We start from the raw sequence: 14,561 nt of genomic DNA on the forward strand, positions 1-14,561 counted from the left end.
TAAAAAAAGGGGATTATCATATAAGCGTACATAATCATTTCAACCGTTGGAGGCTACGTATAAAGTATAGAACAGATCAGTGTTGGTTAGGAGGAAAAAAATGAATCGAATTAAAAAAGTATTAGTAGCAAATCGCGGAGAAATTGCAATCCGTGTTATGCGTGCGTGTACTGAACTCAAAATCAAAACAGTGGCTATTTATTCACAAGAAGATACTGGTAGTTTTCACCGGTATAAATCAGATGAAGCTTATCTGGTTGGAGCAGGGAAAAAGCCTATTGATGCGTATCTAGATATCGAAAACATAATAGAGATTGCTAAAGAATCTGGTGCAGACGCGATTCATCCGGGATATGGTTTCTTGTCCGAAAACATTGAATTTGCTCGTCGTTGTGAGCAAGAAGGCATTATTTTCGTTGGTCCTAAATCAAAACACCTAGATATGTTTGGTGACAAAATCAAAGCAAAAGAACAAGCTCTATTAGCTGATATTCCAGTAATTCCGGGAAGTAATGGACCGGTTGCTGGTATTAAAGAAGTAGAAGAATTTGGTGAGAAAAACGGCTACCCATTAATGATTAAAGCTTCCCTTGGAGGCGGCGGTCGTGGTATGCGTGTCGTAGAATCAAAAGAACATGTTAAAGAAAGCTTTGAACGTGCATCCTCAGAAGCGAAAGCGGCATTTGGAAATGATGAAGTATATGTAGAAAAATGTGTAATGAATCCAAAACATATTGAAGTACAAATTCTTGGGGATACACATGGTAATATTGTTCATTTATTCGAACGTGACTGCTCTATTCAACGTCGTCATCAAAAAGTAGTGGAAGTTGCACCTTGTAATGCGATTACATCTGATCTTCGTAACCGTATTTGTGATGCTGCAGTAAAACTAATGAAAAATGTTGACTACATTAATGCAGGGACAGTTGAATTTTTAGTTGAAGGCGATGACTTTTACTTTATTGAAGTAAATCCTCGTGTACAAGTAGAGCATACGATTACAGAAATGATTACTGGGATTGATATCGTTCAATCACAACTATTCATTGCGGATGGTTATGCACTTCATGATCAATTAGTGGCTATCCCTAAACAAGAAGATATTCATATTCACGGCTCTGCTATTCAAAGCCGTATTACAACGGAAGATCCGCTTAATAACTTTATGCCAGATACTGGCCGAGTAGATACGTATCGTTCTACTGGTGGATTTGGTGTTCGTTTGGATGCTGGTAATGGTTTCCAAGGAACAGTTGTAACACCATTTTATGATTCCTTACTCGTAAAATTATGTACTTGGGGAATGACATTCGAACAAGCAACGCGCAAAATGCGTCGTAACTTAATTGAATTCCGTATCCGTGGTGTCAAAACGAACATTCCTTTCTTATTAAATGTTGTTCGTCATCCGGATTTTGCAAGTGGTAATTATAATACAAGCTTTATTGATACAACACCAGAACTATTTAAATTCCCACATATTCGTGACCGCGGTACGAAAACGTTGCGTTATATTGGTAATGTAACGGTTAATGGTTTCCCTGGAATTAAGCACCGTGATAAACCTGTTTATGCAGAACCACGCTTGCCAAAAATTCCGTACGGTTCGCAAATCTCTCCAGGAACAAAACAAATTTTGGATGCAAAAGGTCCAGAAGGCGTTGTAGACTGGGTGAAAAAACAAGAAGAGGTACTTTTAACAGATACTACACTTCGGGATGCACATCAATCTCTACTTGCAACGCGTGTTCGCTCGAAAGACATTTTCCAAATAGCGGATGCAATGGCTCATTTATTACCAAATATGTTCTCCTTTGAAATGTGGGGCGGCGCGACTTTTGACGTTGCTTACCGTTTCCTAAATGAAGATCCTTGGGTGCGCCTAGAAACACTTAGAAAACAAATTCCAAACGTAATGTTCCAAATGTTACTTCGTGGAGCTAATGCAGTTGGATATAAAAACTATCCTGATAATGTTATTCGTGAATTCGTTAAGCAATCCGCACAATCCGGTGTCGATGTATTCCGCGTGTTTGACAGCTTAAACTGGATCAAAGGCATGGAAGTATCTATTGACGCTGTTCGTGAAGCAGGGAAGGTTGTAGAGGCTACTATCTGCTATACAGGAGATATTGATGACGATACAAGAACGAAATATACCATTGATTACTATAAAGATATGGCAAAAGAGCTCGTTGCTCAAGGGACACATATCCTAGGAATCAAAGATATGGCTGGTCTTTTAAAACCCCAAGCGGCTTACCGTTTAATTGGTGAATTAAAAGATACCGTAGATGTTCCGATTCACCTTCATACACATGACACAAGCGGTAATGGTATTTATACGTATGCAGCGGCAGTCAGTGCAGGCGTTGACATTGTTGACGTAGCATCAAGTGCGATGAGTGGAGCGACAAGCCAACCAAGCATGACAGGCCTTTATTACGGATTAGTTAATGGTAACCGTCAAACGAACTTAGACGCTCAAAATTCCCAAATCATCAATCATTACTGGGAAGATGTTCGTCACTATTATAAAGACTTTGACAATGCGCTTAACTCTCCGCAAACAGAAGTATATATTCATGAAATGCCAGGTGGTCAATATACTAACCTTCAACAACAAGCAATTGCTGTTGGACTTGGCGATCGCTGGGACGAAGTGAAAGAAATGTACACAGTGGTTAATAAAATGTTTGGTGATATCGTAAAAGTTACCCCTTCTTCCAAAGTCGTTGGAGACCTTGCTTTATTTATGGTTCAAAATGAATTATCTGAAGAAGATGTATACGAAAAAGGCGATACAATCGATTTCCCAGATTCCGTTATCGAATTCTTTATGGGAGAAATTGGTCAACCATACGGCGGCTTCCCAGAAAAACTTCAAAAACTAGTACTCAAAGGTCGTACACCACTAGCAGATCGTCCAGGTGCGTTAATGGAGCCAGTTAACTTCCTTGATGTCAAAACAGAACTAAAAGAAAAAATGGGTTATGAACCAACAGAAAAAGATGTCATTTCCTATATTTTATATCCAAAAGTGTTCCTAGATTATCAAGAAATGATTAATAAATATGGTGATGTAACAGTCCTTGATACACCAACCTTCTATAAAGGAATGCGCTTAGGTGAAACAATTGAAGTAGAACTTGAAAAAGGAAAAATTCTTTTAATCAAGCTAAATTCCATTGGGGAACCAATTGCAGATGGCACACGTGTTATCTATTTTGAACTAAATGGACAACCACGCGAAATTAACATTCAAGATATGAATGTTCAATCCACTGTTATTGCGCGCCGTAAGATCGATACTACGAACCCTGAACATGTTGGCGCAACAATGACAGGTTCAGTCATTCAAGTTGTCGTGAAAAAAGGCGATTCCGTGAAAAAAGGTGATCCACTTCTCATCACAGAGGCGATGAAAATGGAAACAACAATTCAAGCACCATTCGATGGTGAAGTCAGCAGCATTTATGTGTCTGATGGCGATACAATCGAATCTGGAGATCTATTAATTGAAGTAAACAGAATTTAAAAAAACATAAATAACTAACGGGTGGGAATATGACGCTAATTTAAAGTAGTAAACTTTAAAAATCGAAAAATTAAACGTAATAAAAGGACGTTTCTTTTCGAATTACTTAGCGCTTCATTTCGCACCCGTTTTTTCTAAAAAAGGAGAACATACATATGAAATGGTTTAAAGGAATTGCCGTAGTACTATTACTTGCTATCTTAACTGCATGCGGGAATACTGAGACAAAGGCACCAGAAAAGAAAACAGAGAAAATCGAAGTGAAAGATGCAACTGGAAATACTATTACGCTAGAAGAGGCTCCTACTAAAATCGTATCATTAATGCCAAGTAACACAGAAATTTTATTTGCACTAGACTTAGGCGATAAAGTAAAAGGCGTTACTGCTTACGATGATTATCCAAAAGAAGCGCAAAAAGTGGAAAAAGTAACTTCTACTAGTGTGGATACAGAAAAAATCATTGCCATTAAACCTGACTTAGTTCTTGGTCATGAATCGATGCTTGCGACAGAAAAAGATGCTTATCAACTATTAAAAGATGCGGGAATTAACGTGTTTGTCGTTCCAGATGCAACAGATTTAAAAGCCGCAGAAAAATCTATCATCACGGTTGGTAAACTGACTGGAAAAGAAAAAGAAGCTAAAGAAGTTACTGATTCTATGGAAGAACAAAAAGTAGCAATTGAAAAGAAAGCGAAAGAACTAAAAACATCTCCAAAAGTATGGATTGAAATTAGCCCAGATTTATATACAGCCGGTAAAGGTACATTTATGAATGAAATGCTAGAACTTGCTGGTGGAACTAATGTCGTTACGGAGTCCGGTTTTATTCCTTACAATGAAGAAAAAGTAGTAGAGCTGCAACCGGATATCATTTTATCTGTCTATCCTGATGCCAAAGCAACGATCCAAAAACGTGCAGCATGGAAAGATATTCCAGCGGTTAAAAACGATAAAATCTATGAAATGGATGCCAATAAATTAAGCCGTCCAGGACCTAGATTGCTTGAAGGTGCCGCAGATATTCAGGCCGTTCTTGGAAACTAATTCTTCAATAATTGCAGATGAAGCTTTACAAAAAATGACTTTTAAGGTAATTTAACATAGGGTGGATTTTTTACTAAACAGCTTTAGTAAAGTAATTTGCCAAATAAGCAGAGCTATTTTCACTTAGAAGATCATGCATAAACAGCAAGAATACGGCAACCGAGACGACAATAAATACAAACAAGGTGTCTGTGGTTTTAGGTGGAGGAGTTGCCTATAAAAGAATAGTGAGCTGAATCTGGTTATTAAAACCATATTATTTTTCGGGAAGAAGTGTTTTTGTGAAACAGGTTATGGAAGTTATTAAAGAACAAATTAAAAATTTACCAATGATATTTCGCATTGCGCGCTATGAAGATAAGGCTACGTATCAAAGCCATTATTTAGGACTAGCATGGCAGATTTTAAATCCATTAATTCAAATTGCTATTTATTACTTTGTGTTTGGATTTGCTATGAATGCAAAATCTGGCTCGAATGCAAGTTATATTGAATGGATGCTAGCCGGAATTATTCCTTGGTTCTTCATTAGTGCCGTAATACTACAAGGTGCGAATAGTATTTATAATAAAATAAATATGGTTTCAAAAATGAATTTTCCAATGAGTATTTTACCTAATATAACTATTGTTTCTAACCTAACTAGTTATTTTACGATGATGCTGATTTTATTAGGATTGTTTGCAATTAATGGAACACCTATTACGATTTTTTGGGGACAATATTTGTATTATTTTGTAGCAATGATCGCTTTCTTGTACAGTGTTACCTTGTTTAATGCAACAATAAGCGTATTAGTACGAGATTATTATATTATGTTACAATCTGTTATGCGTGTCCTTTTCTACATGTCTGGAATTGTCTGGAACCTAGAGACGATGTTGCCACAGTGGTTGGTTGATTTACTAAAATTAAATCCAATCTACTATGTTGTTAATGGATTTAGAGAAACATTTTTGATGAACCGTGGATTTTGGGAATCTCCATCATACACGATGTACTTCTGGTTAATTACATTGACATTACTATTTATCGGCGCGACACTACACATGAAATTCCGCGAACGCTTCGTGGATTATTTATAGGAGGTTAGACAGATGGATAAAAAAATTAAAGTTGCATTTAAACATGTGTCGAAAGAATATGACCTCTATCAAAATAAATCAGATAAGATTAAAGGCTTGTTCATGCCGAAAAGTCAAAAAATGCAATCCTTTTGGGCTTTACGAGACGTATCTTTTGATATTCATGATGGTGAAACAGTAGGACTTATTGGGATCAATGGTTCAGGTAAGTCAACTATATCGAGTATCATGTCAGGTGTTATTCCTCCGACACAAGGAGAAGTCATTATCAACGGAGAAACTTCTTTAATTGCTATTGCAGTAGGGCTTAAAGGTCCGCTGACAGGTTACGAAAATATTCGTTTAAAATTACTTATGCACGGAATGAAAAGTTCTCAAATTAACAAGTTGATGCCAAGTATTATCGAATTCGCTGATATAGGTGATTTTATTAATCAACCAATTAAAAACTATTCAAGCGGGATGCGTTCTCGTTTAGGTTTTGCGATTTCGGTGCATACCAATCCTGATATTTTAGTTATTGATGAAGCCTTATCAGTAGGTGACCAGACTTTTTATGAGAAATGCGTAAATAAAATAAATGAATTTAAAGCTCGTGGAAAAACTATCGTATTTGTAAGTCACTCACTTGGTCAAATGAAAAGTTTGTGTGATAGAATCATCTGGATGCATCACGGTGAAATACGTGAAATGGGCGAGGCGAAGGAGGTTGCCCAAAAATATGATGAATTTGTAAAATGGTTTAATAAACAACCAAATGATTACAAGAAAAAATATCAAAAAGAACATAAAGAGCATCAAAAAGCTCCTCAGAAAAAGATTTATCCTAATCCAAATGCAGATAAATATCGCTTAACACTATTTGATAAATGTTTCTTAACAGTGTTAATCCTGCTTACTGTATTGTTTGCTTCACTCGTTGCAACTGGTAAATCTTTTAAAGGATTGATTAGTGAAGGATCATCACATCAAGAAGAACAAGTAGTTCAGGTTGATAACAAGCATATTGAGTCCAAATTTTAAAAAATCCCCGCTTACTAATATAGTAAGCGGGGATTTTTTATTAATTATCTAACTTTCTTTTTTCACGTTCAGTAATATAAATCATTTCACGCATGAAATCTTTGTAGTAACCAGATTCATAGTGAGAGAATGAATGGCCAAATGGATAATAGTAATCTCCAATATAAGGTTTTTTAGTAAAGTCGATCACTTGAGCAGTAGGGACTTTAGATAGGAAATAATTATTTAGTCGATCCCAGAAATAATTATTACGCTCAATACGCATTTTAATTTTATATTCTTGAACCGCGCCATTCTTATCATAATACTTCGTTGTAAAGCCACCTTTGTTTAAAATGATTCTTTCGGCTGGCATTACAGTTAATAATTTTTCGATAAATTTATCTGCATAGCTTGTCCACTCTTGGAAAAAGGCATCGTTATTAGAATGATCAAGTAGACGTTTGATTGGTAAATCATTAAGGATACCTGTCTGCTCACTTATATAGGATAAGCTAAGGATTTCCCCACTTTCCAACCAAATTGGACCACGTAAAACATCAGCATATAAATCTAATAGTAGATAATCAGAGTTGGAATTCTCTAGTTTTTCAAAGAAGCCTTTATCAAAATCTGCTTGAAGCGTTCTTCGCTCATTATCAGTCATATTACCATAGTCATCAATATTTATTCCCGTATAAGGTTTGGATAGAACACTAAAAAGAGAAGTATGAGACTGGGTAAATGTGACTTCAAAAAAGCGTTTATAATCTGGATTGAAAAAGGGCTTAGAATTAAAAGCATTTCTACTAAAGCAAGAACCCATCACAGCTATTTTGATCGGATTTGCATTTGATTCAGGAGCAGGATTAGTAGTGATTGAAAGGTTTTTTGCCCCGTTTTTAATGATTCTAGCTAGGAATGGTTGATTAGCTACTTTATGGAATTTGTTTTTCGATAAATCAATTGTGTCAGGAATGAAAATTGGTAAATCAGGTTGATCGGTAGAGCGGATAAAGAAGTCCCAAATACCGTTTTCTTTATTGATATTGCCAGCAAGAAATTCATTACGAGAGATAATTGTTTCTGATTTCAGTAATCCTTTTTTTATTGGAAAAACTTGTTCAAAATAATATTCAAATAGTTTTGCTTTATTATCACGACGTTTACTGACTAATTGACAATTTGTGAATTTTTTTGGAAGTGAAAACTGCAATTCAATTTGAGTTTCATCCTCTTTAAAAGAAGCTAGGCTAACTATTTCCTGATAATTTTTTTTGAAATAGAAAGATAAACGATTTGATCCAGTGACAAAGGAAGTTAATTTACTATGAGTAGGAGTTGAAAGTTCAACCTCTCTAGCTACAGTATTTTTTATGGATGAATCAATGTTTAAATAAAAATCGTGTTGTTTTTTTATAGATAAGGCATTTAAACGAATGAATGCATCAATGACATTACTAGAATCAACTAAAAGTTCAGAAGATAAACCCTTCAAATCCACATTAAAATTGACTGAATTAGATTTAATATTACCTACATTGAATGTTTCTTCTTGTTCATGAAATAGATATAACGCTGAATAGGGCCTACGCTTAAAAACAATTTCAGCTGCATATGTATCTGCTTCAATGGTTGTATTTAAGTTAATAACACCAGATAAAGATTCAGAAGTTAGTTGGAGTTCAGAAAGCGTCGCTATAATTTCTTTTGGTTTACTAAATAAGGTAACTATACCTTCTGGAAATTCAAATAAATATTGGTAAAAAGTATTCATTGGTATAAATTCTTTATTAGAAACAGGTCCGTCAGACTCTATGATATAGCTTTTCCCTTCACTAATTATACGAAAGGTCCATGCAGTTTTGTTATTAGTTATAGAGTTTTCAGCAATTTCTTGCAGAGAGATACTTGCATTGAAATTAGTGCCATCTGTTTGAAAAGGCAAATCTATTTTTTTTTCCGGACGAAGAAATTCCAACATTTCAGTATAATGTGCTTGAATCGCATCGATTTTTAGCGAGGATGTACCGGAGATTGTCCATATTTGGTTTTCTTGATTTAATTCTATTTTATTTAGATAAGGTTTCATTTAATTCTCCCTCGGATAGTATTTACCATCATTTTATCATAAATTTTTAATTACCACTAAATAAAAAATTTTATTTAAATTTAGGGGGAATAATTAAGAAAAATATATTAACTATAGAAATCATTTGTTTTTGTAATACTACTGTAACTTACTATAGCATAAAGTTTGGTAAAATATAGGACAGTAAAACAATTTAAGGAGTGATTGGAGAATAATGATAAATAAAAAGTGGATGAAAATTGTAATGATTCCAATGCTAGTTGTCCCAATGTACGGTTTGACAACAGTTGGTGGACAATTACAAGATTCATTAACTGGGAAAAATTCCTTCGTAAAAGACGCTGAAGCTGCGACAACAGCATCACAACAAGCGTTTATTGACAAAATAGCACCTGCTGCCCAGGCATCTCAAGAACAATATCATCTGTTGTCTAGTATAACTTTAGCTCAAGCAATTTTAGAATCTGGTTGGGGGAAAAGTGGACTTGCTACAAAAGGATATAATTTATTTGGTATTAAAGGGAAATACAACGGACAATCGGTAATCATGTCAACTTCTGAATATGTGAACGGACAGTGGATTAAGGTCGATGCTGAGTTCCGTAAATACCCTAGTTGGAACGAATCTGTAACGGATCACACACTTTTACTAGTGAACGGAACTTCTTGGAACAAAAATTTATACAAAAAAGTTGTCGATGCAACGGATTATAAAGTAGCTGCAATGGAGCTTCAAAAAGCTGGATATGCGACGTCTCCAACTTATGGTGCTAGTTTAATCCAAGTAATTGAGAATTATGATTTAGCCAAATATGATGTTTTATACGACAAAATTCTTACTCAAAAATCCATTTCTGGAAAAGCGACTGTCACAAGTCCAACAGGAAATGGCGTTTGGACTTTACCGTATAAAGTAAAAGGCGTAAAATCTGTTAGTCCTGCTAGCACATATGCTAATAAGGATATCGATTTAGTATCTGTTGCTACAACTAAAAGAGGTACGTACTATCAATTTAAATATAACGGTAAAGTAGTTGGTTGGGTAGATGCCAAAGCACTAACCATTTACGATAGCGTCAATTATGATAAAGTAAATGTTGGACGTGCTAAAATTACTAGCCCAGTAAGTAACGGTATCTGGTCTAAACCGTACAATGTTTATGGAAGAGAATTTGTTACGAATGCAACAACTTACGCACAACAAGAAATTAAACTTTTACGCGAAGCACAAACCGCCAAAGGTACTTATTACCAATTTAGTATAAATAATAAGACTATTGGTTGGATTGATAAACGAGCGCTTACTATCTATCCGTATGATTCCATTGTTTCAAGTAAAAATGTGAGCCTAGACGGACAAATTACTAACCCGACAGGAAATGGTATTTGGTCCAAAGCATACAAGCTAGAGGGGACAACTTCTGTTGCTCCAGCGTCTAACTATGCCAATCAAGATGTTAATATTAATCAACAAATTGAAACTCAACATGGTATTTATTATAATATTAATATCAATGGTAAAAATATTGGTTGGTTAGATCAAAAAGCGATTACACTCTACGATGAAGAAGAATATAATAAAGCTGTCTCTTTTGATGGTACAATTAAAAATGTTAAGAGTAACACAATTTGGACTAAACCCTATCGAACAGTTGGTACAAAATCAGTAGGTCCAGCAGAAACCTATTTAAACAAAGATGTTCAAATAATTCGTGAAGCCAAAACACCAAAGGGTATTTATTATCAATTTAAATCTTCTGGTAAAGTGATTGGTTGGTTGGATCAAAAAGCTTTCGACGTATACGACAATATTCTTTATAATAAAGCTGTCAACATGGAGGCTGTAGTTGAGAATGTAGATGGTAATGCTGTTTGGTCAGCTCCATATAAAAGTAAAGGTGTTCAAGGGATAACAGTTGCAAGCACATACAAAAATAAAACAGTTAAGTTAACTCGTGAAGCGCAGACAAACAGAGGAACTTATTATGAGTTTAGCTATAATGGTAAAGTGATTGGCTGGTTAGATAAGAAAGCTTTTAAATTCTATAATACATTAGAATATGATGAAGTATACAATAGAGATGCTATCATCACTAATGTAACTGGAAATACAGTTTGGACGTTACCTTACGAAATATATGGAACCAAAGCTGTTAATCCTGCAGCAACATATAAAAACCAACAAGCAAGGATTACGAGAAAAGCTAAAACTGAAAGAGGCATCTACTATCAATTTAGCATTAATGGAAAAAATATTGGTTGGCTAGATGAGAGAGCATTTGATGTTTATGATGAAATTGAGTATAACAAAAATATTCAATTAACTGGTGTATTAAGTAATGCTTCTGGAAATGCTATCTGGTCAGAACCATACAGGGTTATTGGGACGAAAAATGTCGGACAAGCAACATCTTATGCAAATAAAACTGTACAATTAGTAAAAGAAGCTAAGACGACTCGTTCCACGTATTATCAAATGAGTATTAATGGTAAAGTAATTGGTTGGGTAGATAAACGAGCGTTCACTAATGTTAAATAAGTGAGAAGAAGTAGAGTATCTATTTATAGGTATTTCTACTTCTTTTTTTTCCATGTTGAAAATAAGCATTAAATAAGATATGCTGTATATATTGATTTTTTATTGAAAGTAGAATTTAAGGAGTTGTTTAAGAGTGGAAAAACCATTTTTAACCATTGTAGTTCCGTGTTATAACGAGGAAGCAGTTCTCGGGGAAACTGTTATTCAGTTAACAAAAATCATGGATACTTTAGTGGATAAAGAAGAAATAAGTGAAAAAAGTAAGATTATGTTTGTGGATGACGGAAGTAAAGACAAAACATGGGAACTAATAGACGACTTCACAAAAAAACAAAAATATATATCGGGTCTTAAACTTAGTCGCAATTATGGTCATCAAGGTGCTTTGTTGGCAGGTTTAACTGCGGCTTATGAAGCTTCAGATTGTGTGATTTCTATTGACGCGGATTTACAAGATGATGTAAATGCGATTATTCCTTTTGTTGAAAAATTTAATCAAGGTTATGAAGTTGTATATGGAGTACGCGATAAAAGAGACACTGATACATTTTTCAAGAGAAACACTGCGCTTGGATTTTATAAGGTAATGGAGAAATTAGGTGTCAAAATGGTTCCTAACCATGCAGATTATCGTTTGTTAAGTAAGCGAGCTTTAGGAGAGTTTTTAAAGTATAAAGAAGAAAATATGTTTATTCGTGGAATAATTCCTTTGTTAGGATTTAAATCAACAAAAGTGTATTATAATCGAAATGAACGTTTTGCAGGTGAATCCAAATACCCATTAAAGAAAATGTTAATGTTTGCTGTAGATGGCATTACATCTTTTAGTATTACACCAATTAGATTTTTATTAACGATAGGTGTATTAATGTTTATAATTGGTGTAGGTTTAGGCATATACGCTATTGTACAGAAAATATTAGGAGAAGTTGTAATAGGATGGACTTCGTTAATGGTTTCCCTATGGTTAATTGGTGGTATTCAACTAATTGCAATAGGTGTTTTAGGTGAATATATAGGTAAAATTTTTAAAGAGGTTAAGGCGAGACCTCGTTTTACTATAGAAAACAATTTATTTGAAGAAAAATATAAAGCTGAAAATTTAAAATAAGTAGGGGAAAAAAAGTGCAGATTAAAAAAAATTTAAGTTTTGTATTTTATGGAGTATTTATTTTTATTTTTGGTTATTTGTTAGTAAGAAGTATCATAAAACCATTAAATGTTGGTTATAGTAATTTTTTTATACTTTTATTATTTAGCATAACTATTTTAATTATTATGTTAGCTCTTTTTCAATTATTTAGCCGCCTTAATCGTAAAAGTGATATATTATTGACATTAATCTTAGTAATAGCATTGGTTTCAACACAAGTTTACTTGATGTTTGCACTTCAAATGGATGCTTTTGCTGATAGTTTTGGTATAAAAGGTCAGGCAGTACAAATGCTACAAAACGGTGGAATGTTTACAGGAGACAGTTATTTTCTTGTATATCCGAACAATGTTTTAACTACCATAATCAGATATGAACTATATAATTTCGGAGCAAATATAGGTATTACTAATACTTATCTCCTTGAAAGTGGTTTTGTTATTCTATGTATGAATATCACTTTCTTTACATTGTTTTACATTATTCGAAAAGAAGTTGGTATAAAATATAGCAACATTTACTTGTTAATAATCTTGTTTTGTGTTCCTTTTTATGGATATTTGACTTATTTTTATTCAGATACACTTGTGCTACCGTTCGCAGCATTAATTTTATTGTTCTATTATCTTTATACGAAAAATAATAAATGGTTTTATTTTATAATAATTGGACTTTTATTTGCTATTGGATATCATATAAAACCAAATTTAATTATTATGTTACCAGCAATTATTATCCATTTGTTTTTCATAAAAAATTGGCGAAAAACACTATTAAATACGGCTATTATCTTAATTGTTTTTGCAGGTATGAATACTCTCTATAATCCATTCACCGAAAAATATGGTTTTGAACGTGATAATAGTTTAGAGTTTCCTCAATCGCATTGGATTATGATGGGATTAAAGGGGCCAGAAGGAAGATATGATAGTTCAGAATTTCTTTATACGAAGCAATTTGATACAAAAGAAAAAAAACAAGAAGCCAATAAAGAAGTAATAAAGGAAAGAATAACATCATACGGACCTGTAGGGTTATTAGAACTATACAATATGAAAATGTTATCTACTTGGACAGATGGAACAAGAGCATATAGTTGGTATGTTAAGTCTGCTAAAGAATACCCAGTTGCATATGATTTTTTGTTTGGTGACAAAAAAGTGTTTGCAGATGCATTTTCTCAAATATTCCATATAATAAATTTAATATTAATTATTCTAGGTGCTCTAAGATTTTACAAAAAGCAAGAATTTGATTTATCTTTTTTAATTAACATTACATTAATTGGTGTTTGGCTATTTCATCTAGTATGGGAGGCCAATCAACGGTATATTCTTTTTGTTACACCACTTATGATTATGTCAGCAATGTATGGTTTTAAATTCTTAGTAGAACTACTATATACAAAAGACAAAGTTCCTGTTATTAAACAAACAACTAGAAAACCATTTTTAATAGTATGTTTTGTTGTATTTATGTTGAGTTTAGTTACTATTATTTATGGAGTTAAACCGATTGCTATAGATAAACAAAATTCCAATCATTATTTAGTAAACCAAAGCTATGCATATTTACAGGTACCAGTGAATTCAAAAAATGCTGTTACACAAACTTTTAAAGCAGATGAAAATTTTAATAATGTTGGTATTTATGTTTTAGAAGCTCCAAATGAAGATAATAAATATAAAATTAGGATAACTAACAAAGACGAAAATAAAATCATTTCTGAGAAAGTTTATTCTGCATCTTCCTTTGAAGCAGGGGAATATTTCCCAATCGAAGTTAATGAAAATCCAAAAAAGAAAACAGAGTACAGTATACAAATTTTATCCACAAAAGGTAACAAAGGTGAAGCACTGATGTTAGGTAAGTATCAACAAAAAGGATTTGATTTATATAGTGATGGTGCCATGTATATAAATGGAAAAAATCAAGTTAATGAAGATATTGGTTTTGAAGTAACTGAAACTACTAACTCGCCATTGATTTCATGGTATAGCTATTTGCTTGTTTTCATTATTTTTGTGGGTGTAATATCATTAAGTTTCTTAACTTTTAAACAAAAAAAAGATTAAATTTAAGTAAAAAGGATATACATTT

Annotated in this window: 8 protein-coding genes; 7 read left to right on the forward strand and 1 reads right to left on the reverse strand. The window is 33.5% G+C overall.

Features of this window, described 5'->3' with window-relative positions; all coding sequences use genetic code 11:
- Positions 1-100: 100 nt before the first annotated feature.
- From AB2Q86_RS05530 to AB2Q86_RS05545, 4 genes are all read left to right on the forward strand, one after another.
- Entirely contained in the window at positions 101-3,541 is a 3,441-nt protein-coding gene (locus AB2Q86_RS05530; protein ID WP_012581574.1) for a pyruvate carboxylase, read from the forward strand.
- A gap of 155 nt (positions 3,542-3,696) precedes the next feature.
- Positions 3,697-4,590: an ABC transporter substrate-binding protein gene (locus AB2Q86_RS05535; protein ID WP_012581573.1), complete on the forward strand. Its 894-nt coding sequence runs from the start codon at positions 3,697-3,699 to the stop codon at positions 4,588-4,590.
- Between the two features lie 281 nt (positions 4,591-4,871).
- Complete coding sequence (locus AB2Q86_RS05540) at positions 4,872-5,675, forward strand: ABC transporter permease (protein ID WP_012581572.1); 804 nt, start codon at positions 4,872-4,874, stop codon at positions 5,673-5,675.
- A 12-nt stretch (positions 5,676-5,687) separates the two neighbouring features.
- Positions 5,688-6,698: an ABC transporter ATP-binding protein gene (locus AB2Q86_RS05545; protein WP_012581571.1), complete on the forward strand. Its 1,011-nt coding sequence runs from the start codon at positions 5,688-5,690 to the stop codon at positions 6,696-6,698.
- A gap of 40 nt (positions 6,699-6,738) precedes the next feature.
- On the opposite strand, the gene AB2Q86_RS05550 is transcribed toward AB2Q86_RS05545, so the two are convergent.
- On the reverse strand, positions 6,739-8,769 hold the full coding sequence (locus AB2Q86_RS05550) for a DUF6270 domain-containing protein (protein ID WP_012581570.1): 2,031 nt from the start codon (positions 8,767-8,769) through the stop codon (positions 6,739-6,741).
- A 214-nt stretch (positions 8,770-8,983) separates the two neighbouring features.
- Here AB2Q86_RS05550 and AB2Q86_RS05555 point away from each other — a divergent pair, with 214 nt between their 5' ends.
- The 3 genes from AB2Q86_RS05555 (at position 8,984) to AB2Q86_RS05565 (ending at position 14,536) form a co-directional block, all read left to right on the forward strand.
- Complete coding sequence (locus AB2Q86_RS05555; protein ID WP_012581569.1) at positions 8,984-11,308, forward strand: GW domain-containing glycosaminoglycan-binding protein; 2,325 nt, start codon at positions 8,984-8,986, stop codon at positions 11,306-11,308.
- 133 nt (positions 11,309-11,441) lie between these two features.
- Entirely contained in the window at positions 11,442-12,419 is a 978-nt protein-coding gene (locus AB2Q86_RS05560; RefSeq protein ID WP_003730528.1) for a glycosyltransferase family 2 protein, read from the forward strand.
- A gap of 14 nt (positions 12,420-12,433) precedes the next feature.
- Entirely contained in the window at positions 12,434-14,536 is a 2,103-nt protein-coding gene (locus AB2Q86_RS05565; RefSeq protein WP_077942675.1) for a glycosyltransferase family 39 protein, read from the forward strand.
- Positions 14,537-14,561: the final 25 nt, after the last annotated feature.

The organism is Listeria monocytogenes, from assembly GCF_041765605.1.
Taxonomy (GTDB): domain Bacteria; phylum Bacillota; class Bacilli; order Lactobacillales; family Listeriaceae; genus Listeria; species Listeria monocytogenes_D.

Bases quoted from the DNA above. Each gene is read 5' to 3' on its own strand.
- AB2Q86_RS05545 (WP_012581571.1), top strand. From the start codon at position 5,688: ATGGATAAAAAAATTAAAGTTGCATTTAAACATGTGTCGAAAGAATAT.
- AB2Q86_RS05535 (WP_012581573.1), top strand. From the start codon at position 3,697: ATGAAATGGTTTAAAGGAATTGCCGTAGTACTATTACTTGCTATCTTA.
- AB2Q86_RS05530 (WP_012581574.1), top strand. From the start codon at position 101: ATGAATCGAATTAAAAAAGTATTAGTAGCAAATCGCGGAGAAATTGCA.
- AB2Q86_RS05555 (WP_012581569.1), top strand. From the start codon at position 8,984: ATGATAAATAAAAAGTGGATGAAAATTGTAATGATTCCAATGCTAGTT.
- AB2Q86_RS05550 (WP_012581570.1), bottom strand. From the start codon at position 8,769: ATGAAACCTTATCTAAATAAAATAGAATTAAATCAAGAAAACCAAATA.